Here is a 23,861-nt window from a genome sequence, read left to right on the forward strand (position 1 = left end):
CTTGTTCCGGTCCACCCGGTCAAGGGCGGACCTCGGTTCGCCTTGTGTCCCCCCACCGTAGTGCCGGTCCCCGCTCGTGTCACGACCCGATCACGATGAATCCCCTGAGCCCGCCCGCCGGGGCGTGGCCGCGACCGTGACGGCGCCGGCCACCGGGATCCCGGCCGCGCGGAGGGCACGCGCCGCCTCCTCGAGGGTCGCTCCCGTGGTCACGACGTCGTCGACGAGGACGACGCGCAGATCCCCCAGGAGACGATGCGCCCGAGGACGGACGGCGAGCGCGCCGGCGAGGTTCGCGGCGCGCTGCTCCTTCGCGAGAGAACGCTGATCGGCGGTGCGCCGCGCGACACGCAGGAGCCGGTGCGGCCGCCATCCCGCGCGCCGACAGAGCAGCTCGACGGGCGCGTACCCGCGGCGGCGGAGCGATGCCGGGCTCGCCGGCACCGGGACGGGGACGGCGTCGACGTCGAGGGGCCACGCCGCCGCCAGCGCAGCGGCCAGCGGCCGGGCCTGCGAGGTGCGCCCGTCCTCCTTGAACGAACGGATGACGCGGGCCGGCACCCCCTCGAAGACGAGACCGCTCCGGACCTCGAGACCTCTCGGCAGGCGGCGGACGATCGGCGTCGGGCTCAACAGGCGCCGGCACGCGCCGCAGAGGTCGCGATCCGCCTCGTCGCATCCGGCGCAGGCGACCGGGAAGACGACGGCGAGCGCGTCGGCGACGGCGCGGCGCACGGCGACGACGGGAGCGGCGGGAGGCGGCATCCGCTCAGCCTGCCGCCCCGGCACGCCCGCCCACCCGCGGGCGGCGCAGAACGAGGAGGGTCTCCCCACCGCGGCGGGTGGGGAGGAGGACTCACCCGGGGAGACCCTGCTGGACGGCGAGGGCCGACACGTCGGAGGCGATCACCTGCCAGGAGCCGCGCTGCACGTAGAGGCTGCCGTCGGACGTCAGCAGCCGCGCGCTGCCGCTCTGGTTCCCGGCGGCGATCGCGACGACGTCGTCGGGCGCGCGCACCTCCGTGCCCTGCCCGCCGATCGTCTGCTCGCGGACGACGCGCTGATCGCCGTCGACGAAGACGAGGGCGATCGTCGCGCCGTCGACCCACGCGAGGTCGACACCGCGACCGGCGAGGTTCGCCACGAGCAGCGGCTGGCCGAGCGACACCGGCGCCCCGTTCTCGTCCCGGACGATGCCGGCCACCCAGACGGCCGACCCGCCTCCGCTGCGCACGAGCGCGGCGATCCGGGCACCGTCGCGGGAGACCCGCATCGCGCTCACCTCGCTTGCGCCCACCCAGCCGGACGGGATGGTCTGCGCGGTACCGTCGGGACCGTACGCGACGACCTCCTCCGGCTGGTCCCGAGGCACCGTCCAGATGTAGCCCTCGGTGTCGATCGACGGCTTCGTCATGCCCGGGCGGGTGTCGAGCTCGGTGTACTCGCCGTTCGCGGGCACGCGGAGGATCGCGCCGGAGCCCGTCCGGACCGCCGCCGTCCGGCGTGCGGCATCCGTTTCGACGGCCCGGGCGTCGAGACTCTGCAAGGCCTCCCCGAAGCCGTCGACCTCGTCGAGGTCGTTGCCCGAGAGGAACCCGAACCTGCCGTCCTGGAGGACGAGCGGGCGCGCGTCGACCGCGGTCGAGCGGGTCGGGACGGCGGTCACGTCCAACGGTTCGTCCCCGACGAGCAGCTGCACGTCGAGGATGCCGGCGCCCGCCAGGCTCGCGCCGAGCTGAGTCTTCATGCGCGCGATCGTCTCGCGGCCGAGGTCGCGGATCGCCGGGTCGAACGAGATGCGCGCGACCCCCGCCTCGACGGGCACCGACGGCTGCGCGAGACCCACCTCGCCCGTGAACGCGGTGCGCACGGACTCGGCCAGCCACGGGCTCGGCGTGCCCGACACGAGCGCGGCGGTGATCCGCGTGGCGGGGTTGGTCGACGGGAACCAGCGGACGTCGGGGATCACCGTGTCCCACCCCCGGTCGAAGTAGGCGAGATCGTAGCTCTGGAAGACCGAGGCGAAGCGGTTGGCGTCGAGGACGATGCCGTCGGGCGCCTGGGAAATGCGCCACTGCCCGTCCTCCTGCGCGAGGGAGAAGGCGAACGGGATGCGGCCCTGCTCGGCCGGCTCGTACGATCCGGTGGCGTCGACGTTGGCGACCGGGTCGACCGTGAAGACGATCTCGTTCTCGGCGGGCGAGGAGATCGAGCTCTCCCCCGGACGATAGACGGTGACGTTCGCCTGCGGCTGCCACTGCTGACGGAACTGCGTCGTGAGGAACTCCTGCGCGACCTCCCAGTTGCCGCGGGGGCCGGAGCCCGCCGCGACGAACCCCTCGACGATCTGCTGCGGCGTGGCATCCTTCACCGGACCGTCCGGGACGAACGCGAAGTCGGGCGGACCCTCGACCTCGTCGATCGCCTTGCCGACGTGGACGGGACCCCCGAGGGGCAGCCCGGCGCAGGCCGAGAGGACGAGGGCGACGACCACCAGGACAGCGGCACCGAGCGGACGACGGACGGTCACGGGTTCTCCTCCCGGGGCGGCAGGGAGATGGGCTGGGTGAGGCCGAGGTCGCCGAGGGCAGCGTCGTCCCGGGGATCGAGTTCGATGGGCGACGGGCCCGAGAGGTGCTCTCCCGCCTGCCGCGGCAGGGTGAGGACGAAGTGGCTGCCGCCGCCCAGCTCGGACCAGACCTCGAGCGTGCCGCCGTGCAGTCTCGCGTCGCCGAGGGCGATCGAGAGTCCGAGACCCGTCCCGCCGATCGTGCGTCGACGCGACGGGTCGGCGCGCCAGAACCGGTCGAAGACCCGCTCGGCGTCGGCCTCGCTCATCCCGAGACCGTAGTCGCGGACGCCGAGGGCCACGGCGCGCTGGTCGCTGTCGACGGTCACGACGATCGGCCGGCCCTCGCCGTGCTCGATCGCGTTGCCGAGGAGGTTCCGGACGATACGGCGGATGCGGCGCGGGTCCATGTCGACGGGCGAGTAGCCTCCGGGGGCGACCAGTCGCACGTCGCTGCCGTGCTGCTCGGCGAGCTGCGCCATCGACTCGATGACGTCCTCCGCCAGGTGTGCGAGGCTCGTCGGTTCGAGTTCGAGCTGCACCGAGCCGGCGTCGTAGCGGCTGATCTCCAGGAGGTCGGCGAGGAGCACCTCGAACCGCTGCACCTGCGCGTGCAGGAGCTCTGCGGCACGCGCGGTCGACGCGTCGAACTCGTCGCGCTGATCGTTGATCATGTCGGCCGCGAGTCGGATGGTCGTCAGGGGCGTCCGCAGTTCGTGCGAGACGTCCGACACGAACCGCTGCTGGACGAGCGAGAGCTCGGCGAGCTCCTTGATCTGCCCCTCGATGCTGTCGGCCATCGCGTTGAACGACCGGCCCAGGGTCGCGAACTCGTCCTCGCCGCGCACCGGCAGTCGGACGCCCAGGTCCCCCGCCGCGAGCTTCGCGCTCGTCTCGGCGGCCTGGGCGATCGGGACGGTCACCGAACGCAGCACGAAGAGCGAGATCCCGCCGATGAGGACGAGCAGGGCGACACCGACGACCCACAGCGTCACCTGGACGAATTGCAGGGTCTGCGCCTCGGACCCGAGGTCGTAGGCGAAGTACACCTCGTAGGCCCCCGCTTCGGGCAGCACCAGTTGCTGACCGACGATGATCCCGGGCGTCTCGCCCCCGTCGGCCTCGGGCAGCCCGATCGACTGCCACCACTGCCGGTCCCCCGTGAGGCGGACGCTCTCGCGCAGCTCGGGAGAGATCATCGACTCCTCGAGACCGCCCGCCTCGAAGTTCTGCGGCGCGATCGCCGACGGCTCGTCGTCGATGCGGAAGACCGCGAGCATCGTCGTCCCGGCCTGCCGCGACAGGATCTCGCGCCGGACCTCGTCCATCAGCACCTGCAGGGCGACCTCGTCGCTGTCGACGACCGCCGCGTCGAACGTGCTCTGCGCCGCCTGCGTCGCGCGCTGCGCGGCATCCTGCACCTGTTCGGCGCGCGACTCGTAGAGGTCGGTGAGGATCGCGAGCGACATCCAGACGAGCGCGACGAGGATCGTCAGCGCCGTGAGGGTGAGGGTCACCGACAGGGTGCGGAAGCGCAGCGAGCGACGCCAGGCGTACTGCACGCGGCGCTGCCAGGACCGCCAGTCGCGCCACGGCGGGACGACGGTGTGCGTGCCGGTGCGGGCGGTCACCGACACGGCGGGGTGCTCCCGGTGATCACACCGCGGCGCCGGCGCGATAGCCCACGCCGCGCACGGTGGTCACGATCTGCGGGTTGTCGGGGTCGCGCTCGACCTTCGCCCGCAGGCGCTGGACGTGCACGTTCACGAGGCGCGTGTCGGCCTTGTAGTGATAACCCCAGACCTGCTCGAGCAGCATCTCGCGGGTGAAGACCTGCTGCGGCTTGGACGCGAGCGCGACGAGGAGCTCGAACTCGAGCGGCGTGAGGGCGATCGGCGAATCCCCGCGGCGCACCTCGTGGGCCGCGACGTCGACGGTGAGGTCCCCGATGCGCAGACTCTCGGAGCGCGCCTCGGCCGTGGGGCGCAGCCGGGTCTTGATCCGCGCGACGAGCTCCTTCGGGTTGAAGGGCTTGACGATGTAGTCGTCGGCGCCGGATTCGAGCCCGCGAACGACGTCGGCGGTGTCGGTGCGGGCCGTCAGCATGATGATCGGGACGCCGGACTCGGCGCGCACCCGCGTGCACACCTCGATCCCGTCCATCCCCGGCAGCATGAGGTCGAGCAGGATCAGATCCGGACGCTCGTCCCGCCACGCGTCGACCGCGGCGCCGCCGTCGGCGCAGAAGGCGACGTCGAAGCCTTCGGTGCGCAGCACGATGCCGATCATCTCTGCGAGAGCGGTGTCGTCGTCGACAACCAGGATGCGCGATGTCATAGGGCCGATGTCGTCCTTCGGGGTCAGCGGATGCCGGTGCTCCGCCCACGGGTGAGTCCACAGTAACCGAACCGTGACCTGCCCGGCGGGACGACGCACGGCCCGCCCCCGGAGGGACGGGCCGTGCGGGTGACCGGCGGGGGTCAGGCGTGGAGGTCGAACCGGTCGAGCTCGGTGACCTTCGTCCACGCGGCGACGAAGTCGCGGACGAACTTCTCCGCGGCGTCGTCCGAGGCGTAGACCTCGGCGAGCGCGCGCAGTTCGGAGTTCGCGCTGAAGACGAGGTCGGCGCGGGTGCCGACACCGATCTCGGAACCGTCCGCCGCCGTGCCGCGGAACGCGTGCGATCCGGGGTCGAGCGGCTTCCACGTGGCGCCGAGGTCGAGCAGGTTCACGAACACGTCGTTCGTGAGGACGCCGGGCCGGTCGGTGAACACGCCGTGCGACGAGCCGTCCCAGTTCGCCCCCAGGGCGCGGAGGCCGCCGACGAGGACGGTCGTCTCGGGCGCGCTCAGGGTCAGCAGGTTCGCCTTGTCGATGAGGTGGTGCTCGGCGGGCAGGAACGCGTTCGGTCCGTAGTAGTTGCGGAACCCGTCGGCCGCCGGCTCCAGGTAGCCGAACGACAGTTCGTCGGTCTGCTCCTGCGACGCGTCGGTACGACCGGGGTGGAACGGCACGGTGACCTCGACCCCGGCATCCTTCGCGGCCTTCTCGACGCCGGCGTTGCCCGCCAGCACGATGAGGTCGGCGAGCGAGACCTTCGTGCCGTCCGTCCGCTCGGCGTCGAAGGCGGCCTTGACACCCTCGAGGGCGGCGAGGACCGTCTGCAGCTGGGCGGGGTTGTTGACCTCCCAGTCCTTCTGCGGAGCCAGACGGATGCGGGCGCCGTTCACGCCGCCGCGCTTGTCGCTGCCGCGGAAGGTGGATGCCGCGGCCCACGTCGTCGAGACGAGCTGCGACACCGTCAGGCCGGTCGCGAGGATGCGCTGCTTCAGGTCGGCGGCGGCGGCCTCGTCGATCAGCGGGTGGTCCACCGCGGGCACGGGGTCCTGCCAGATGAGCTCCTCCTGCGGCACCTCGGGTCCGAGGTAGCGGGCCACGGGGCCCATGTCGCGGTGGGTCAGCTTGAACCAGGCGCGGGCGAACGCGTCGCCGAACGCGACCGGGTCGTCCTTGAAGCGGCGCGAGACCGCGTCGTACGCCGGGTCGGTGCGCAGCGCCAGGTCGCTCGTGAGCATGCGGGGCTCGCGGCGGCCGTCGGAGTGCGCGAGGGGGACCATGTCGGCGCCGGCACCGTTCTTCGGCCGCCACTGGTGCCCCCCGCCGGGGCTGCGCATGAGCTCCCACTCGTAGGCGTAGAGGATGTGGAAGAACTCGTTGTCCCACCGGGTCGGGTGGTAGGTCCACGTGACCTCGAGGCCCGACGTGATGGTGTCGTCACCCTTCCCGGTGCCGTGGTTGTTCTTCCAGCCGAGGCCCTGCTGCTCGATGCCGGCGGCCTCGGGGTTCGCCTCGACGTTCGTGTCGGGCGCGGCGCCGTGGGTCTTGCCGAACGTGTGACCACCGGCGATGAGCGCGACGGTCTCCTCGTCGTCCATCCCCATCCGCCCGAAGGTCTCACGGATGTCGCGGGCCGACTTCAGCGGGTCGGGCTCGCCGTTCGGGCCCTCGGGGTTGACGTAGATGAGACCCATCTGGACCGCCGCGAGCGGCTTCTCGAGGTTGCGGTCGCCGCTGTAGCGCTCGTCGGCGAGCCACGTCGTCTCGGGTCCCCAGTACACGTCGTCGTCCGGCTCCCACACGTCGGGGCGGCCGCCGCCGAAGCCGAACGTCTCGAAGCCCATAGTCTCGAGCGCGACGTTGCCGGCGAGGATCATGAGGTCGCCCCACGACAGCGACTGGCCGTACTTCTTCTTGACGGGCCAGAGGAGTCGGCGGGCCTTGTCGAGGTTGACGTTGTCGGGCCAGCTGTTCAGCGGCGCGAAACGCTGCTGGCCGGTGCCGCCGCCACCGCGACCGTCGGTCGCACGGTAGGTGCCGGCGGAGTGCCACGCCATGCGGATCATGAGCGGTCCGTAGTTGCCGAAGTCGGCGGGCCACCAGTCCTGCGAGGTGGTGAGGACCTCGGCGATGTCCGCCTTCACGGCGGCCAGGTCGAGGCTCTCGAACGCGGCCTTGTAGTCGAAGTCCTCGCCGACGGGGTTTCCGACGGCGGGGTTCTTCTTGAGGATGCGGAGGTTCAGCTGGTTCGGCCACCAGACCTGGTTCGCAGACCCCACGGTCGGGTGCGGCTGTGCGCCGTGGTTCTCGCGGTCGGCACCGGGCGCGCCGTGGAAGACGGGGCATCCGTCGGCCTCGTTGGAACGCGGACGGTCCTCGCCGTCGGCGCGCTCGTCGACCGGCGTGTCGATGGGGGTGACGGCCTGGTCGACGTCGGTGGCCTCGGCGCCGAGGGGTTCGGCCTGGGGGTCACGGTCGCTCATGGTGATCCTTCCGTTCGGGGTGTGGGAGAGGGGATGGTCAGGCGGCGGTCTCGGCGGCGCAGTCGGCGCAGAGACCCCAGTAGGTGACTTCGGCGGACGCGATGCGGAACCCGCGGTCGTCGGAGGGGTGCAGGCACGGAGCTGCGCCGACGGCGCAGTCCACATCCTCCACGCGCCCGCACGACGTGCAGACGAGATGGTGGTGGTTGTCGTCGACCCGGAGTTCGAAGAGCATCGGCTGCCCGGCCGGCTCGATGCGGCGGACGAGGGCCGCATCCGCGAAGTCGTGCAACGCGTTGTAGACCGACTGCCGGCTCGCTTTGGGGAGCTCGTCCGCCACGGCGGCGTAGAGCGCCTCCGCGCTCGCGTGCGGGTGGGCGGCGAGCGCGGCGAAGACGGCACGACGCGACTCCGTCACCCGCAGACCGGCGTCGCGGAGCGCGATGTCGGGGTTCGGGGCGGGATCGGTCATGCCCTCAGCCTAGTTCTTTTTTGATCAGATCAAAAGAGAGTCGAGCCGGGCGTGTCGCGTGGTCAGTAGCGGTAGTGATCGAGCTTGTAGGGTCCGTCGACGGGCACTCCGATGTAGGCGGCCTGCTCGTCGGTGAGCTGCGTCAGCTGCACGCCCAGGGCCGGCAGGTGCAGCCGCGCCACCTTCTCGTCGAGCGCCTTCGGCAGGACGTAGACCCCCGTCGGGTACTCGTCGAGCTTCGTGTACAGCTCGATCTGGGCGAGCACCTGGTTGGTGAACGACGCGCTCATGACGAAGGACGGGTGTCCGGTCGCGTTGCCGAGGTTCAGCAGACGCCCCTCGGACAGGACCAGGATGCTGCGCCCGGTCGGCAGCCGGTACTCGTGCACCTGCGGCTTGATCTCGATCTTCTCGACACCGGGCAGCGACTCGAGCGCGGCCATGTCGATCTCGTCGTCGAAGTGACCGACGTTGCCGACGATGGCGAGGTGCTTGAGGGAGAGCAGGTGGTCGACGGTCACCACGCGGGTGTTGCCCGTCCCCGTGATGACGATGTCGACCTGGTCGGCGACGTCCTCGAGCCGGGCGACCTGGTAGCCGTCCATCGCGGCCTGCAGGGCGCAGATCGGGTCGACCTCGCTCACGATGACGCGCGCGCCCTGGCCGCGCAGCGCCTCGGCGGCCCCCTTGCCGACGTCGCCGTACCCGACGACGAACGCGACCTTGCCGCCGATCAGGACGTCGGTGGCCCGGTTGATGCCGTCGGGGAGCGAGTGACGGATGCCGTACTTGTTGTCGAACTTCGACTTCGTGACGGAGTCGTTGACGTTGATGCCGGGGAACAGGAGCTTGCCGGCGGCGTGGAGCTCGTAGAGGCGGTGCACGCCGGTCGTCGTCTCCTCCGTCACGCCGAGGAGACCGGCCGCGATGCGCGTGAAGCGCTGCGGGTCGCGTGCGAGCGAGCGCCGGAGCGTCTCGAGCACGATGCGGTACTCGGCGGAGTCGGTGGGGCCCGCCTCGGGCACGGCGCCCGCGGCTTCGAACTCGGCGCCCTTGTGGACGAGGAGCGTCGCGTCACCCCCGTCGTCGAGGATGAGGTTGGGGCCGTCGAAGCCTTCCTCCGACCAGTCGAAGATGCGGTCGGCGAGCTCCCAGTACTGCTCGAGCGTTTCGCCCTTGAAGGCGAACACCGGCACCCCCGCGGGCTCGGCGACGGTGCCGGAGGGTCCCACGACGACGGCGGCGGCGGCCTCGTCCTGCGTCGAGAAGATGTTGCAGCTGGCCCAGCGGACCTGGGCGCCGAGGGCGACGAGGGTCTCGATGAGCACCGCGGTCTGGACGGTCATGTGCAGCGAACCGGCGATGCGCGCGCCGGCGAGGGGCTGCGAAGGACCGTACTCCTCACGCAGCGCCATGAGACCCGGCATCTCGTTCTCGGCGAGGCGGATCTGGTGACGGCCGGCATCGGCGAGCGAGAGGTCTGCGACGACGTGTTCGATGGTCTTCACGGGAGTGGGCACGCGCCCATTCTCCCACGCCGGCTCAGACGCGGAGGGTCTCGTGACGCACGACGACCCAGCCCTTGGGCACCGACATCCGAGTGGTGTGGATGGCGCACAGGTCGTGCGCATGCGGATCGTTCCCGGCGCCGAGCGGACCGAGGACGGCCATCTGGTCGCCGTAGTCGTAGGTCAGGGTCGTCACGGCCTCGCGGGCGCAGCCCACCTTGGAGCAGAGTCTGTCGAGCATCACGTCCACGCTATCCGGCGCCTCCCCCGCCGCCGGGATGCCGCGCCGGGTTCAGCGGACGCCGCGCGCCGTCAGGGCGTCGCCCAGGTCGTCCGCGTGGCGCAGCGCCAGGACGAGGAACGGGACGACGAACACCCGGATGCCGCGGGCGCCGCGCGCGTGCTGCGCGCTGCGCACCTCGCGCGCGAGACGGGCCAGGGTGGGCACCGTGCCGAGCGCGACGACGAGCAGGAGGGCCGTGCGGGCGGCATCCACCCCCACGCGGCGCAGCGGTCGCAGCGCCCGCTCGACGACGTCGAGGAGGACCGCGACCGGCGTCGTCAGCGACAGCAGGCCCGCGAGGGCGACCGCGGCGACGATGCGGACCGTGCCGACGGCGGCGGCCTCGACACCCAGGAAGAAGCACGGGATGCCGAAAGCCACGAGGACGAGCCAGCGGAGCGCCCAGACCTGCCGCCCGAGCTCCCGCACCCCGACGCCCGGCACCGCGTAGCACGCGACGCACAGCACGGAGGCCGCCACCGCGGCCGGCCAGACGGGAGGCAGCAGCGAGACGGCGAGGACGAGGATGAGCAGGAGCACGGTCTTGCGTCCGGCGGGCATCCGGTGCCACGGGCCGTCGCCGGAGCGGTACAGCGTCAGCACCGCCACCTCGCGGTGTGCGCGGCGACCACGTCCGGCGCCTCCCCCACCTGGGCGATGCGTCCGTCGTCGACCCGCACCGCGACGTCGCATCGCGCGGCGAGCTCGAGGTCGTGCGTCACGACGACGAGGCGGTGGCCGGTGTCGGCGAGCAGGTGACCCGCGACGAGGTGGGCGTTGCGACCGTCGAGGAACGCGGTCGGCTCGTCCGCCACGACGAGATCCGGCGTCCGCACGAACGCGCCGCACAGGGCGAGGAGCTGCTTCTGCCCGCCCGACAGCTCGTACGCGGGCCGGTCCGCGAGCGGGGTGAGCCCGAAACGCTCCAGCGCGGCGGCGACGCGGGCGTCGCGCTCCGCCCGCGGCAGGCGGTCCGCACGCAACGAGAAGGCGACGTCCTCGACCACCGTCGGCATGATGATCTGGGCGTCGGGATTGCTGAAGACGACCGCCACGCGGCGTCGGAGGGCCGCGGCATCCCTCGCCACGTCGAGCCCCAGCACCTCGACGCGGCCCCTCGTCGGACGGACGAGCCCGCCGATCAGCCGCGCGAGGGTCGACTTGCCGGACCCGTTGTCGCCGACGATCGCGACGGTCCGCGCATCCACGGCGAGGTCGATCCCCCGCAGGACGTCGGTGTCGGCCAGCCGCACCGACACGTCGGCGAGGCGGAGCGCGCTCGTCACCGGACCGGCACCGCCTCACGCGGGGCGGCCGCGCGCGACGCCCACGTCCGTCGGAACGCGCGCGGATAGCCGCGCACGAGCGCGCCGACGACGACCGTCGCGACGACGGCCTTCGCGAGGTCGCCCGGGACGAACGCGAGGTTCGCGAGGAGGGCCTGGTCCACTCCGATGCGCATGACGAGGCTCTGGATCGGGATGCCGCACGCGTAGACCACGACCACCCCACCGATCACGACGCCCGCGAAGGTCCGCCACCACACCGGCCGCCGGCCGCCCAGGTGCACGATGAGGCCGATCACGACGACACCGACGAGCCAGCCGACCAGGTATCCCGCGGTGGGGCCGACGAAGACACCTGCTCCCCCGCGGCCGCCCGCGAGCAGCGGCAGGCCGACGGCGACGAGCACGAGCAGCGTGCCGACCGAGACGGCGCCCACGAGCGGTCCCAGGACGGCGCCGGCGAGCATGACGCCGAGGGTCTGCGCCGTGATCGGCACCCCGCCGAAGACGGAGAACGACCCCGGCAGCCCCAGGATCGCGATGACACCGGCGAAGACGGCGGCGCGGGCCAGGTCGGTCGTGTCGAGCCGCGGGGTGCGGGCGGGGTGGTCGTGGGTCATGTCATCCTCCTGAACAGCGTTCACGTGAACACCGTTCAGGTAGAGTAGCGGCATGTCTCCGCGCGATCCAAACCCCCGCGGCGCCCGGCGGTCGAAGGATGACGTCGTCGACGCGGCCCTCGTCCTGCTCGACCGTGTCGGCCTGCCCGACCTGTCGATGCGCCGCCTCGGCGAGGAGCTCGGGGTGCAGCCCAGCGCGCTCTACTGGCACGTCGCGAGCAAGCAGGAGCTGCTGGCTCAGGTGAGCGCCCGCATCCTCGCCCCGGTCGCGCTCCGCGACGGCGACCCCGACGATCTCGAGCGGGCCGCGGTGACGCTCGGGCGCCGCCTGCACGACCGCCTGCTCGCGCACCGCGACGGCGCGGAGGTCGTCTCGAGCTCGCTCGCCCTCGGACTGGTCGCCTCCCCGGTGCACGACGGGCTCCGCACGATCGACGACTCCCCCGCTGCGGACGTCGTCGCCGACGCGGTCACCCACTACGTCGTGGGCGTCACCTTCCACGATCAGCAGCGGCGAGCGGCGGATGCCTGGGGCACCGCGGCATCCACTGTCGCCCTCTCACCGGAGTCGGCCGCCGCACCGGCACCGGACGCCTTCGAGGCCGCGCTCGCGCTGATCGCCCGCGGCATCGCCCCCTGGCGCGCGGACATCGGGCGAGCGTCCGACGCGGCGGCACCGGGCGCCTAGGATGGCGTCATGCGCTGCAAGGGGGACTCGTGAGGCGTCGCGCCCGCACGACCGCACGCCCCGACCGCCACGGCCGGCACGGACGCCTCGACCGCAGCCCGGTCGTCCGGCCGCCGCTGCCGGCCATCGAGACGCGCGCCGAGAAGTTCGACCTGACCGTCGCGACGGCCGTCGAGTTCCTGCGCAGCGCCTGGCCCGAACTGCGTGAGGTCCGCTTCGACATCGGATGGATGCCGGACGCCGCCGACGACGACGGCATCCCGCGCTGGGTGGTGCAGTCCGAGCAGAAGCGGATCGTGCTGTTCCGCCTGCCCATCGAGCGCCTCGCGCGGCTGCACCGCAACGACGAGCTGCACCGGCGCATGATGATCGAGAGCTGCGTGTTCCGCGCGGCCGCGGAGTACCTCGACCGTGATCCCTGGGACCTCGGTCCCGACCGCTTCCGGTTCTGAACCGCGATCCCGTCAGCGCGGCCGGACCACGACCGGTGCGGCCGCCGCGTCGGCCGGCACGACCGCGTAGCCCGCGATCGCGTCGGAGGCGGTGAAGGTCACGCTCGCCCGCAGCGTCCCGCCCGCCGGATCCAGGCGGTAGAGCTCCCCGGCGGCGAGGTCGACGGACACCGACCCGCCGGCGGGCACGCGGACCTCGCGCGGCTCGCCCGCCCCGGCGCCGTCCGCGAGCACCGCGGCGACCTCCTGCGGGCCCGGGTTCACGAGCGCGAGCTGCGGACGGGGGCCGTCCGAGACCGCGACCAGTGTGGGGACGCGGACGTCGTCGGCGGTGCCGTACCACGCGAAGTCCGACCCGGCATCCGCTCCCGTGGAGGTGTGCGCGGCGGCGACGACGGGAGCACCCGCCTGCACCTCGACGCGGTAGCGCCCCTCGGGGAGCGTCTCGAGGTCGACTTCGATCGGCACCCCCGCGGTGAGCGCGAGGTCGGTGAACGACGCCGCCGTCATCGACCCGCCCACGGGGGTGACGGTGACGGACGCCGTCGTGTCGTCGGACGGCGCCAGCAGACGGATCGTCGTGTCGGTGGGTTCGTCGCCGCCGCCTACCGCCGAGAACGCCGGGATCGTCTGCTGCATGCGCGGCAGTCCGGTGGCGCCGCCCTGGTCGACGCCGACGGGGACGAGCGTCCGGGTGAGCGTCGACTGGAGGGCGGCCTGCACCGGCGCCTGGCTCGCGGAGACGAGGACGACGGGGCTCGCCTCGTTCAGGGCGAGCGCCGCGAGGGGGACGATCCGCTGCTCCCCCGCGGGGACGAGGATGTTCGTGCCGGCCTCCGGGGCGGTGCGGCCCTCGGCGCCGAACACCGTGAGATCGACCCGCGACGCGACGTCGCCGGGGTTGGCGATCACCACCAGGTCGGCGGCGCCGGTGAGACCGCTGCCGGCGGCGAGCCAGGTCTCCATGGCGGGCGGGGCGCACGTCGACGCGGCGAAACCGGCGAGGTCGTCAGCTGCGACCCGGGCGGACTGCGCGGCGGCCAGGTCCGCGCGGACGCGGTCGACGGGCTCGGCGGAGAACGACGGGATCGGGTCGGCGCCCTCGATCGCCGAGGCGATCTCGCCGGGGACCGGTTCGGGCGAGCCGGCGGCCGTGCCCGACACGATCCTCGCGCCCGCGGCGACCTGCAGGGCACCCGGGTCCTCGACGTCACGCCCGACCGCGACGAGCGGACCGTCGCAGGAGAGGACGGAGGTCGCGGGCTCGGGTCGTGTCGTGATCGACAGCGTCGAGCGCTCGACACCCTGCCACGGCGTCGTGATGACGAGGAACGCGCCGGCCACGACGGCGAGGCTCACGATCGCCCCGACCCCGCGGCGGACGGTCCGCGCCGCGATCACAGGCGGACCCCTTCGCCGATGATGCGCGGATGCCGGCGCCCGGCGCGCAGGCTGGCGCGGGTCGGGACGGCGAGCAGGAGCGCGACCACGATGACACCGAGCTGCAGGAGGGCGACGCGGATCGAATGCGGACCGGAGGCGTCGTCCACGGTGCGCTCGGCGATCGTCCCGTCGACGCTCCACAGCGCCCCGCGCGCCGTCTCGCCGACGCTGACGAGGTCGGCTCGCTGATTGAGCAGGTTCTGCGCGCCGAGGCGGGCCGCGCGCGCGACGTCGCTCTCACCCGGCGCCTCCTCGAGCAGCACGTACGCGATGCCGTGCCGGGCGAGGTCCGCCACGACGTCACCCGTCGCGGTCGAGACCAGGTCGGCGGTCACATGGGCGAGCTCGCGGTCACCGGCGGTGAGCGCGGGGCGCGTGGACTGGACGGTCGTCTGACCGCCGAGGGTCTCGCTCGCTCCCCAGACGACGGCGGCCGAGTAGGCGGCATCCGCCTGCACCGTGAGGACCAGCGTCGCCGTCTGCTCGCCGTCCCGCTCCCCTTCGCTGCCCGCCGTCTGCACGTAGGCGGGCAGGGTGCTGGCGGGCCCGTCCGTGAGGGCCGCGTCGCCCCGGATCACCGCGGTCAGGGCCGGGACGGCGCCGATGGCGAGGAACGCGATGACGAGGGATGCCGCCACCGGCACGAGCGCGTCGACGCGGCGGAACCCGTCGAGCCCGGCGACGGCGGCGAGGAGCAGGCCCGCCCACGCGAGCGAGAGCGCGCTCCCCGGCCAGATCGCGACCGGTCCGGAGCTGCCTGCCGTCAGCGCGATGCCGGAGGCCAGGACCGCGGTCGCGACGCCGAGGCCCGCCGCCACGAGCGCGAGCGAGGCGGGAAGGAGCCGGCCGAGGGCCGGGCCCAGCAGCGCCAGCACGAGTACGGGTGCGGTGAAGGCCGCGACCCACCATGCCCGGCCGTCCTCGCCGAGGAACTGCAGCCAGCCGGCGCCGTCGGTCGACGGGTAGCCGAAGGCGAAGAGGATCTTCGGCAGCAGTCCGTCGGGGTTGCCGGCGACGGCCAGCGGGCGCCCGGGGTCGGCGAACACGGCCAACGGGTCGCCCCTCGTCAGGTGGTACCAGACGAGGGGGAGGAAGACGGCGATAGAGGGGATCACGAGCCAGATGATGCGGCCTGCCCCGCGGCCCCGCCGCACGACGAACGCGAGGATGAGGGCGACGAGCCACAGCGCACCGAGCGCGGGGGCGAGCGACGGCGCGCACGCGACGACGATGACGAGGAGGATCGAGGCGAGACCAGCGCTGCTCCAGGAACGACGTGCCGCGGTCGCCGTGTAGACGAGCCACGGCAGCGCGAGATGGAGGATGACGGCCGCCGGCCGCCCCTCGACGAGCGCGACGAGGAAGGTCGGGGCGACCGCCCAGGCGAACGCGGCCGTGCAGCGCAGCACCGAGCGCTCGGTCACGCGGGTGGCCGCGAACCAGCCGCCGAGGGCGGCCAGAGGCAGCGCGAGCAGCCACAGGATCACGAGAGCGCGCGACGGCGCGAGCGGCGAGAGCGAGCCGATGAGCGCGACGACCGCCGCGAACGGATCGGCGGGCCCGACGGTGTCCCACCCGAGCGCACGCGGCCCGTAGGCGGCATCGGTCCAGAGCGCGACGACGCCGCTGCGCAGCGGCGCGAGCCCGCCGCCGCCGAGGACCGGCCACGCCAGCAGCGCACTGAAGGAGAGGAGCGACGTGGCCAGGGCGCCCAGGACGACCCACGCCCCGCCGCCGCTGAAGAACCGGAGCTCCTCGCGCGGCGCGGTGGCGGCATCCGCTTCGTCTTCGAGTCGTTCGCGCAGGTCCCGTCGACCGATGCGCAGCTGCGCGAGGGACAGCCACGACGTCGTGCGGGTCCGGCGGATCGTGCGGCGCGCCCGGATGACGGAGGCGAGTCCGACCAGGACCGAGACGGATGCCGCCCACTCCGGGCCGATCCTGCCCGGGTTCTTCGCGACGAGATGACCGAGGGTGCGCCACAGGGCCAGTGGCAGGAGTGACAGCCAGTGGAGGGGGACGACCGGGGCGGGGGCGTAGACGAGCCGGCGGTGCAGCTGCGCTTTGCGCACCGCGTAAAGCCGCCGGCCGCGCGCACCCGCGGAGCGCCCCGTGGGGGTACCGGCGACACCGTCTCCCGCGACGGCGACGATCGCGGTCGGTGCGAGAGCGACGCGCCCGCCGGCCAATCGGGCGCGGATGCCGAGGTCGAGACCTTCGTCCGCGCCGGCGAGCCCCGGGTCGACGCCACCGAGCGCCTGCCACACCTGGGCCCGGACGAGGACGCCCCGGATGTCGGAGCCGAGGACGTCCTCGCCGGCGTCGTGCTGACCCTGGTCGAGTTCGCCGTCGGCGAGTCCGACGGTGCGGCCCGTCCGCGTCAGGGTGACGCCGAGCGAGACGATGCGGGTCGGATCGTCCCAGGAGACGAGCTTGGGTGCCGCGAGAGCGACGGACGGAGCGGTCTCGAGGGCACCGGCCAGCCGGGCGAGGGCATCGGGGGCGGGGGCGGTGTCCTGCGCGAGCAGCCACACCGCGTCGCCCGAGATGCGACGGCCGGCCAGTCGCAGCGCCTCCGCGAAGCCGGTGTTCCGGCCCGCGACGATCACCGCCTCCGCACCGGACTCGGAGGCGAGGCGGGTGAGGGTCTCGTCGGGTCCGCAGAGGACCACGGTGAGCACGTCGGCTCGCCGCGTCTGGGCGGCGAGCGCGCGCAGCGTGCGGCTCAGATGGAGATCCGTGGGGCCTCGTCCGTGGGGGCGGACGACGAGGATCGCGTGTACTCGGGCGGGCATGACCAGGTCAGCCTAGGTCGCGACCCGCCCGACTCGGGGAGGACGGACGGGGTGGCGCGGATCGTGTCAGGACGCGCGACGCTTGAGCTTGCGACGCTCTCGCTCGCTGAGGCCGCCCCAGATGCCGAACCGCTCGTCGTTCTGGAGCGCGTACTCCAGGCACTCGCCGCGGACGTCGCAGGAGGTGCAGATCCGCTTCGCGTCGCGCGTCGATCCGCCCTTCTCCGGGAAGAACGCTTCGGGATCGGTCTGCGCACAGAGTGCGTCTGCCTGCCACGCGAGCGCGGTGTCCTCATCGGTCTCGACGCGCCGGCGGACACCGGGGACCCCGAGGTTCACCGGGTCGACGAACCAATTCTCGGGAACGCCGGAACGGTAACCCGTCATCTTGCTCTCCCACCTGTAGACACTCGCCGCGGTGCGGCCGATGCCTAATTACACCCGTGTGATTCGCTCCGGTCAAGTCGCAAATCGTAAACCCTCAACCCGTGATTGAATCTTCTTGACGCTCCCGGCGTGTCGCCGCGTCAGGCGGGTCGGCCGGGCTGGGCGAGGTAGGCGACGCCGTCGCCGGACAGGGCGATCGACGTCTCGTCCTGGGCGTACGCCGCCGTCCCCGGCGTGAGCGTCACCTCGCGCTGCGCGGTCCCAACGGTGACCTCCCCCGACACGGCCAGGACGATCGCGGGACCGCTGAGCGGCGCCTGCACCGGCGCGCCGGCGAGGACGTGACGCGTGAGCAGGAAGTCGGGGACGCCGGCGTCGAACACCTCGCCGTCACCCTCCGACACGGGTGTCAGCAGCGGCGCGGGTCCCGGTTCGGTGTCGACGATCCGCAGGAGCTCCGGGACGTCGATGTGCTTCGGGGTGAGACCGCCGCGCAGGACGTTGTCGCTCGCGGCCATCAACTCGACGCCGAGACCGTCCTGGTAGGCGTGCAGCACACCCGCCGGAGCGAAGACGGCCTCCCCCGGGCGCAGGACGACGAGGTTCATGAGGAGCGCGACGACGATGCCCGCGTCCCCGGGGAAGTCGCGGACGATCGCGCGGAGGACGTCGAGCTCCTGCGCGAAGCCGGGCACGGCCGCATCCGCCACCGCATCCGACACGTCGCGGACGACGTCCTCGGCGCGCCCGGTCAGCACCTCCTCGATCACCCCGCGCAGCGCGGCGGACGCGTCGGGCGCCGTCAGGGCGGAGCGCAGACGGTCGACCCCGGCGGCATCGCCCAGTCCGTCGAGGAGTCGGAGGGTGTCCGCGACGGGGCGGAGACCGACGAGCGCGCGGAACGGATCGCTCAGCGCCACGATGACCTCGGGCTTGTGGTTGTCGTCGCGGTAAATGCGGTCGCCGGCGTCGCGCGGCACCCCGGCGGCCTCTTCGGCGGCGAAGCCCGCCTTCGCCTGTGCGAGGTCGGGGTGGGCCTGGATCGACAGCGATGACGAGGCGGCGAGGATCTTCAGGAGGAAGGGCAGCGGCGGCTCTCCGGCCGCCGCGCGCGCCTCGGGCAGGGACCGCCCGTCACCGAGGCGGGCGGGGCTGCCGGGGTGGTCGCCGAACCACACCTCGGCCTCGGGGCCACCGGTCGGCACCCGCCCCTGCAGGTCGGCGATCGCGGACGGGGATCCCCAGGCGTAGTCGCGGGGCTCGTTCGAGAGGGTCTCCAGCACGCGATCAGCCTAGGGCGTGCGGAGGAACGACCAGGCAGCAGGAAGCACAGGGCCGCAGGAAGCACAGGGCCGCGCGATACCCTTCTGTCACCATGGCCGTCCATTCCTCGCACCCGGTCTCGGCGCCGCCGGCCGCCCCGCCGCGCGAGCGGACGAGCCACATCCTCCTGCGGGGCTGGTGCATCCTCCTGCTCGTCATCACCCTGTCGGGGACGGCCCTCCCCCTCGCCTTCGGCATCGAGGTCGCCGCGGGCATCGGGATCGTGAGCTTCCTCGTCTCGGTCGTGTTGTGGGTGACGATCCGCCCGCGCGTGCAGTGGCGCCGACTGCCCTGGTACGCGCTCGCCTACCTCGCCTTCGCCGTCCTCTCCCTCCTCTGGTCGCACTGGCCGGACGCGACCCTCGCCACCGTCGCCCTCCTCATCGTGACGACGGTCGGCGCCCTGTTCGTGGGCGCCGTGCTCACCTGGCGCGAGGTCGTGCGCGCCCTGGCATCCGCTCTGAAATGGATGCTGGCGCTGTCGGTCCTCTTCGAGCTCTGGGTCAGCTTCGTATGGAACGGCCCGATCCTGCCGCACTTCGTCCGCCCCGACGGGCCCGTCGACGATCCGATCGTGCTGTGGTCTCGCGACAACCTGCTCGACGGCGGGCGTATCCAGGGCGTCTTCGGCAACGCCAACGCGCTCGCCTACGTCGCGCTCCTCGCCATCGTCGTCTTCGCCATCCGGATCGCCTCCCGCGCGCCTCGGCGCCCGGTCCTCGGGCTGTGGATCCTCCTCGCGGTGTACCTCTTCGTCCGGGCGGGGTCCGCGACCGCGACCGTGTCGGCCGTCGCCGTCGTCGTGGTGCTCATCACCGTGCTGGTGATGCGCACGACGACCCGGGCCGGCGAGCGCACCCGCTACTACCTCGTCTACGCGATCGTCGCCGTGGGCGGGCTGCTCGCGGTCTGGGCGCTGCGAGACCGCGTCTTCTCGGCGCTCGGGCGTTCGAGCGACCTCACCGGCCGCGAGTCGATCTGGGAGAAGGTCCTCGAGCGGGCGGTCGAGCACCCCGTGATCGGCTGGGGCTTCTCCACGCCCTGGATCCCGACCGAGCCGGCCTTCGACCGCTGGATCGTGGACCACGGTCAGACCGTCATGCAGGCGCACAACATGTGGGTGGACGTCTTCCTGCAGCTCGGCGCCGTCGGAGTCGTCCTCATCACCGCCGCGTACGTCGCGTTCGTCTGGCGGTCGTGGTTCTTCGCCGTCGACCGCCCCCGGTGGGACCTCGTGGCGGATCGGCCGTACACCGCGGTGACGCTGCTCCCGACCCTCACGGGCGCGATCCTCCTCGTGCAGGGCCTCGCCGAGTCGACGCCGCTGCTGAACTGGGGATGGTTCCTGCTCATCCTCTTCGCGTTCAAGATCAAGCAGGCGCCGCTGGTCGGCCGCGGACCGTCCGAGGAGCGCCTCATCGGCGAACAGGGCGACAGGCCGACCGAGCGATGAGGACCGTGCGCGCGCTCCCCCGGCTCATCGCCGCGCTGCGGACCCCCGACGTCGCCGCCGCCTACGCCCTCGTCACCGTCGGCGCCCTCTTCTCCACCCATGCGCTGCGCCAGCTCATGGGCAACGCGGGGTACGGCGCCATCCTCAGCGGTCTCTGCCTGATCGGCGCGGGGATGATGATCGCCCGCCGCGCGGAGCTCCGCCTCATCCACCTCATCCCGACCACGCTCCTGGTGCTCCTGCTCTGGCTCATCATCACGGCGGGGTGGTCCGCGTCGCCCTCGGCGACCCTGACGGGGTGGCTGCAACTGGGCGCCCCGACCTTCCTCGCCGTCGTCGTCGCCCAGTTCCGCGACACGCTCCAGACCGTGCGCGCCACCGGCGACGTCCTGCGCGTGCTCCTCGGCGCCTCGCTCGGACTCGAGATCCTGAGCGGCATCCTGCTCGACCTGCCCATCGCCTTCCTCGGCATCGCCGGCAATCTCGCCGACGGAGGTCCCGTCCAGGGCATCTTCGGCACGCGCACCGTCCTCGGGGTGGTCACGATCATCGCCCTCGTGACCTTCCTCGTCGAATGGCGCACGCGATCGGTGAGTGCGGGCGTCGCGATCGGGTCCGTCTCGCTCGCGGCCGTCCTGGCGGTGTTCACCGCCTCACCCATCGTCCTGGGGATGGTCCTCGTCTCGGGCGCCGCGACGGGCGCGCTGGCCGTCCTGCGTCGCGTCCCCCTCCACGTCCGCCCGGTCCTGCAAGGGGTCCTGGCCGGGGTGGTCGTCGTGGGGCTGGTGCTCGTCTACATCTTCCGCCGACCGCTGGTCTACTGGCTCAACGCGGAACCCGACTTCTTCACCCGCTCCCGCCTGTGGAACGTGATCCTCGACATGTCGGCGCTGCGTCCCGTCCAGGGATGGGGGTGGGTCGGCACCTGGCCCGACCACCTCTCCCCCTTCACGTACATCCGCCTCGTCACCGGCCGCCCGCATGCCTCGGCCCTCAACGTCTGGATGGACGTCCTGCTGCAGGCGGGTGCCGTGGGGGTCGTGCTCCTCGTCGCCTTCGTCGGCCTCGCCCTCGCCCGCGCCTGGGCGACGGCGAGTGAGCGGCGTTCGACCGTCTACGTATGGCCGGCCCTCGTCATCATCGTGCTCCTCACCGACTCCGTCGTGACGAGCTCCCCCCTCGGCGGCTTCGGGTGGTTCCTCCTCGTGCTGTGCGCCACGCAGGCGTCCCTCGTGCGCGGCTGGCGGCGCGAGCGCCCCCTGCCCCCGGATGCGTCGGAGCGTCCCGACACGTTCGGGCTCGGAGCACCGGCTTAGAATCGAGCGACACCCGCCACGATCCAGGAGGTTCCACCGTGCGATCACTTCGCCGGCGTCTGCGAGGGAACGCCTTCCTGCAGAGGTGGCGCTTCGGGCTGTGGATCGCCCTCTACGCCCTCGCCTCGCGGATCGCACGCGTCCAGCAGGGACGCACCCTCTTCCTCTCGGACTCCCGTCGGGGATTCTCGGGCAACATCGCCTTCCTCCGCGACGAGATCCGACGTCAGCGACCGGACGCGAAGGTCGTCGGCATCTTCAAGGGGAGCCTCGCCGAGCGGCGCCCCCTCCGCGACTCGCTGCGGCTGCCCTGGGAGCTCGCCCGCGCGCAGACGATCGTCCTCGACGACTACTACCCGATGATCTACCCGCTGCAGCTGCGCCCCGAGACGCGTCTGCTGCAGGTCTGGCACGCCGCCGGTGCCTACAAGAAGGTCGGCTGGAGCCGTGCGGGCCTGCCCGGCGGCCCCCTCCCCGGGTCCGTCGCGCACCGCAACTACACGGATGCCACGGTGAGCTCGGAGGCGATCCGCCCCGATTACGCGGAGGCGTTCGACATGGACGTCGCGCGGGTCCACGCGCTGGGCGTGCCGCGCACCGACGTCTTCTTCGACACCGACCTGATCGCGCGCAGCGCCACCGAGGTCCGCACCCGCCTCGGCATCCGACCCGAGCAGCGCATCGCCGTGTTCGCGCCGACCTTCCGGGGCAACGGCCAGCTGAGCGCGCACTACGACGTGGACTGGGTGCCATGGCTCCGGCTCGTCGAGGAGTTGGGCGAGGAATGGGTGGTCCTCGTCAAGCTGCACCCGTTCGTCGCGCGCGCCACCGCCGGAATCCCGTCGCACGAGCGGATCCTCGACGTCTCCGCGGAACGCGAGCTCAACGATCTGCTCATGGCAGCCGACGTCCTCATCACGGACTACTCCTCGGCGATCTTCGAGTTCTCCCTGCTCGGCCGCCCGATGGTCTTCTTCTGCCCCGACGTCGAGGTCTACGCCGCGGAGCGCTCGTTCTACCACCCGTTCGAGGACTACCTCGCCGGTCCCCTCGTGACCGACGGCGCCGACCTCGCCGGCGCCATCCGGGACGCGCGCGCCGGCGCGGACCTCGCCGCGTTCCGGGAGCGGTTCATGTCGGCGTGCGACGGCCGATCCACCGAGCGCATCGTGCGCGAGATGATCCTCACCCCCCGTGCGGCGCACGACCGCCCCGCGATGCTCGACGCTCCCCCCGTCGCGCCGACCCGCATCGACGGCCCGGTCGGCCGGCACGTGTTCGCGGCCCGCGTCGCGCGGACGGTGCTCGGGGTCTGCTACGCGCCACTCAAGCTGCTGCCCACCCGACGCAAGGTGGTGATGATCAGCCGGGAGCACCCCGAGGAGACCGACGACTTCATCGACCTGCGCACCGCGATCGCCGCCATGGACCCGTCCGTCTCGGTCGTGTCGCTCGTGCGGATGGTCCCGCCCGGCCTCCTCCGCAAGATCGGTTACGCCGGGCACCTGCTGGTGCAGATGTACCACGTCGCCACCGCGCGCGTCCTGGTCGTCGACACCTACTCCATGGTCGCCAGCATGCTGCGGCATAAGGACGAACTGAGCGTCATCCAGATCTGGCACGCTCTGGGCGCCTTCAAGAAGTTCGGTCTCAGCATCCTCGGCACCGGCGAAGGACGCGACGCGCGCCTCGCGCAGGCCATGCGGATGCATGCGGGGTACGACCTCGTGCTCGCCAGCGGCGAGGCGTGCCGAGCGCCGTACGCCGAGGCGTTCGGCACCGACGAGAGCCGGATCGTGGTGGCTCCCCTGCCCCGCGTGGACCGCCTGCGCGACGAGGAGCTCACCCGTCGCACGCGCGAGCGCATCTACCGCCGGCATCCGCATCTGCGGGACGCGCGCGTGGCCGTGTTCGCCCCGACGTTCCGGATCGAGGACACCGCCATGTCCGCCCCCGACGACGTCGTCGCCGCCCTCGCGGCGATCGGGGTCCACGTGGTCGTGAAGCTCCACCCCCTCATGACGCTCCGCGGGAGCGCCGTCGACACCGCCGAGGGCTTCTCGACGCAGGAGATGCTGACCGTCGCCGACGTCTTCATCACCGACTACTCCTCGACGCTGTTCGAGGCGGCCGTGCGCGGCATCCCGACCTACTTCCTCGCTCCGGACCTCGACGAGTACCTGGCGACCCGCGACTTCTACCTCGACTACCGGCGCGACCTGCCCGGCCCCGTGTGCACCACCGTCGGGGAGCTCGCGGCCGCCGTCGAGGCCGACACCGCGACGACGACGGATGCCGCGGCGTTCGCCGCACGCTGGGTCGCCGAGACGGGCGCCGCCACCGGGCACCCGTGCACGGAACGGATCGCGCGACTCGTGCTCGACCGCGTGGCCGGCAGGGGGCCCGCAGAGCCCCTCGCATAGGATGGTGCGGGCGTGCCAGCGCA

20 protein-coding genes are annotated in these 23,861 nt (G+C 72.6%); 5 read left to right on the forward strand and 15 right to left on the reverse strand.

From position 1 onward, the window contains the following. Positions 1-90: 90 nt before the first annotated feature. From Q9S71_RS13665 to Q9S71_RS13715, 11 genes are all read right to left on the reverse strand, one after another. Entirely contained in the window at positions 91-765 is a 675-nt protein-coding gene (locus Q9S71_RS13665; RefSeq protein WP_311862906.1) for a ComF family protein, read from the reverse strand. A 91-nt stretch (positions 766-856) separates the two neighbouring features. Then, the gene (locus tag Q9S71_RS13670; RefSeq protein WP_311862908.1) at positions 857-2,530 is read right to left on the reverse strand and encodes an LpqB family beta-propeller domain-containing protein; all 1,674 of its coding nucleotides are present in this window, start codon (positions 2,528-2,530) and stop codon (positions 857-859) included. After that, complete coding sequence (mtrB, locus tag Q9S71_RS13675) at positions 2,527-4,206, reverse strand: MtrAB system histidine kinase MtrB (RefSeq protein WP_311284295.1); 1,680 nt, start codon at positions 4,204-4,206, stop codon at positions 2,527-2,529. Before mtrB ends, Q9S71_RS13670 begins: the two co-directional genes overlap by 4 nt. 19 nt (positions 4,207-4,225) lie before the next feature. Beyond that, the gene (gene mtrA, locus Q9S71_RS13680; protein WP_311284296.1) at positions 4,226-4,906 is read right to left on the reverse strand and encodes an MtrAB system response regulator MtrA; all 681 of its coding nucleotides are present in this window, start codon (positions 4,904-4,906) and stop codon (positions 4,226-4,228) included. 143 nt (positions 4,907-5,049) lie between these two features. Then, positions 5,050-7,389, reverse strand: a complete 2,340-nt coding sequence (katG, locus tag Q9S71_RS13685) for a catalase/peroxidase HPI (protein WP_311862911.1) — start codon at positions 7,387-7,389, stop codon at positions 5,050-5,052. 37 nt (positions 7,390-7,426) lie between these two features. Continuing rightward, positions 7,427-7,861, reverse strand: coding sequence for a Fur family transcriptional regulator (locus tag Q9S71_RS13690; RefSeq protein WP_253035197.1), 435 nt, complete (start codon positions 7,859-7,861; stop codon positions 7,427-7,429). 62 nt (positions 7,862-7,923) lie between these two features. Continuing rightward, positions 7,924-9,381, reverse strand: a complete 1,458-nt coding sequence (gene ahcY, locus Q9S71_RS13695; RefSeq protein ID WP_064001404.1) for an adenosylhomocysteinase — start codon at positions 9,379-9,381, stop codon at positions 7,924-7,926. A gap of 22 nt (positions 9,382-9,403) precedes the next feature. Then, positions 9,404-9,610 carry a DUF3499 family protein gene (locus tag Q9S71_RS13700; RefSeq protein WP_064002410.1) on the reverse strand — a complete coding sequence of 69 codons (207 nt, stop codon included), beginning with the start codon at positions 9,608-9,610 and terminating at the stop codon, positions 9,404-9,406. 51 nt (positions 9,611-9,661) lie between these two features. Beyond that, a complete protein-coding gene (locus Q9S71_RS13705) occupies positions 9,662-10,255 on the reverse strand; it encodes an energy-coupling factor transporter transmembrane component T family protein (RefSeq protein WP_311862912.1) in 594 nt (197 codons plus the stop codon). Continuing rightward, positions 10,249-10,938 (reverse strand): energy-coupling factor ABC transporter ATP-binding protein, encoded by a 690-nt coding sequence (locus tag Q9S71_RS13710; RefSeq protein WP_311862914.1) that lies wholly within the window; start codon positions 10,936-10,938, stop codon positions 10,249-10,251. Before Q9S71_RS13710 ends, Q9S71_RS13705 begins: the two co-directional genes overlap by 7 nt. Continuing rightward, entirely contained in the window at positions 10,935-11,558 is a 624-nt protein-coding gene (locus Q9S71_RS13715; protein ID WP_311862915.1) for a biotin transporter BioY, read from the reverse strand. Before Q9S71_RS13715 ends, Q9S71_RS13710 begins: the two co-directional genes overlap by 4 nt. 52 nt (positions 11,559-11,610) lie before the next feature. Here Q9S71_RS13715 and Q9S71_RS13720 point away from each other — a divergent pair, with 52 nt between their 5' ends. Together Q9S71_RS13720 and Q9S71_RS13725 are read left to right on the forward strand one after the other, a co-directional pair. After that, a complete protein-coding gene (locus tag Q9S71_RS13720) occupies positions 11,611-12,246 on the forward strand; it encodes a TetR family transcriptional regulator (protein ID WP_311862916.1) in 636 nt (211 codons plus the stop codon). Positions 12,247-12,275: 29 nt separating this feature from the next. After that, a complete protein-coding gene (locus Q9S71_RS13725) occupies positions 12,276-12,698 on the forward strand; it encodes a metallopeptidase family protein (RefSeq protein WP_311862917.1) in 423 nt (140 codons plus the stop codon). Between the two features lie 12 nt (positions 12,699-12,710). Here the strand turns inward: Q9S71_RS13725 and Q9S71_RS13730 are convergent, their stop codons facing one another. The 4 genes from Q9S71_RS13730 to manA all read right to left on the reverse strand — a co-directional run bounded on the left by Q9S71_RS13730 (position 12,711) and on the right by manA (position 18,606). Then, positions 12,711-14,099, reverse strand: a complete 1,389-nt coding sequence (locus Q9S71_RS13730; RefSeq protein ID WP_311862918.1) for a DUF5719 family protein — start codon at positions 14,097-14,099, stop codon at positions 12,711-12,713. After that, entirely contained in the window at positions 14,096-16,936 is a 2,841-nt protein-coding gene (locus tag Q9S71_RS13735) for a glycosyltransferase (RefSeq protein WP_311862920.1), read from the reverse strand. Before Q9S71_RS13735 ends, Q9S71_RS13730 begins: the two co-directional genes overlap by 4 nt. Positions 16,937-17,002: 66 nt before the next feature. Next, positions 17,003-17,323: a WhiB family transcriptional regulator gene (locus Q9S71_RS13740; protein WP_082886057.1), complete on the reverse strand. Its 321-nt coding sequence runs from the start codon at positions 17,321-17,323 to the stop codon at positions 17,003-17,005. Positions 17,324-17,463: 140 nt separating this feature from the next. Continuing rightward, positions 17,464-18,606 carry a mannose-6-phosphate isomerase, class I gene (gene manA, locus Q9S71_RS13745; RefSeq protein ID WP_311862922.1) on the reverse strand — a complete coding sequence of 381 codons (1,143 nt, stop codon included), beginning with the start codon at positions 18,604-18,606 and terminating at the stop codon, positions 17,464-17,466. 92 nt (positions 18,607-18,698) lie between these two features. Here manA and Q9S71_RS13750 point away from each other — a divergent pair, with 92 nt between their 5' ends. The 3 genes from Q9S71_RS13750 to Q9S71_RS13760 are packed head-to-tail and all read left to right on the forward strand — an operon-like array spanning position 18,699 to position 23,838. Further along, positions 18,699-20,099 (forward strand): O-antigen ligase family protein, encoded by a 1,401-nt coding sequence (locus tag Q9S71_RS13750; protein WP_311862924.1) that lies wholly within the window; start codon positions 18,699-18,701, stop codon positions 20,097-20,099. Beyond that, entirely contained in the window at positions 20,096-21,415 is a 1,320-nt protein-coding gene (locus Q9S71_RS13755) for an O-antigen ligase family protein (protein ID WP_311862925.1), read from the forward strand. The genes Q9S71_RS13750 and Q9S71_RS13755 overlap by 4 nt, the downstream gene beginning before the upstream one ends. 38 nt (positions 21,416-21,453) lie before the next feature. Further along, entirely contained in the window at positions 21,454-23,838 is a 2,385-nt protein-coding gene (locus Q9S71_RS13760) for a CDP-glycerol glycerophosphotransferase family protein (protein WP_311862926.1), read from the forward strand. The last annotated feature ends 23 nt before the right edge of the window (positions 23,839-23,861 follow it).

Source organism: Microbacterium gawkjiense (genome assembly GCF_031932225.1).
Taxonomy (GTDB): domain Bacteria; phylum Actinomycetota; class Actinomycetes; order Actinomycetales; family Microbacteriaceae; genus Microbacterium; species Microbacterium gawkjiense.

Bases quoted from the DNA above. Each gene is read 5' to 3' on its own strand.
- Q9S71_RS13735 (WP_311862920.1), bottom strand. From the start codon at position 16,936: ATGCCCGCCCGAGTACACGCGATCCTCGTCGTCCGCCCCCACGGACGA.
- Q9S71_RS13740 (WP_082886057.1), bottom strand. From the start codon at position 17,323: ATGACGGGTTACCGTTCCGGCGTTCCCGAGAATTGGTTCGTCGACCCG.
- katG (WP_311862911.1), bottom strand. From the start codon at position 7,389: ATGAGCGACCGTGACCCCCAGGCCGAACCCCTCGGCGCCGAGGCCACC.
- Q9S71_RS13755 (WP_311862925.1), top strand. From the start codon at position 20,096: ATGAGGACCGTGCGCGCGCTCCCCCGGCTCATCGCCGCGCTGCGGACC.
- Q9S71_RS13750 (WP_311862924.1), top strand. From the start codon at position 18,699: ATGGCCGTCCATTCCTCGCACCCGGTCTCGGCGCCGCCGGCCGCCCCG.
- Q9S71_RS13720 (WP_311862916.1), top strand. From the start codon at position 11,611: ATGTCTCCGCGCGATCCAAACCCCCGCGGCGCCCGGCGGTCGAAGGAT.
- Q9S71_RS13665 (WP_311862906.1), bottom strand. From the start codon at position 765: ATGCCGCCTCCCGCCGCTCCCGTCGTCGCCGTGCGCCGCGCCGTCGCC.
- Q9S71_RS13690 (WP_253035197.1), bottom strand. From the start codon at position 7,861: ATGACCGATCCCGCCCCGAACCCCGACATCGCGCTCCGCGACGCCGGT.
- Q9S71_RS13715 (WP_311862915.1), bottom strand. From the start codon at position 11,558: ATGACCCACGACCACCCCGCCCGCACCCCGCGGCTCGACACGACCGAC.
- mtrA (WP_311284296.1), bottom strand. From the start codon at position 4,906: ATGACATCGCGCATCCTGGTTGTCGACGACGACACCGCTCTCGCAGAG.
- Q9S71_RS13700 (WP_064002410.1), bottom strand. From the start codon at position 9,610: ATGCTCGACAGACTCTGCTCCAAGGTGGGCTGCGCCCGCGAGGCCGTG.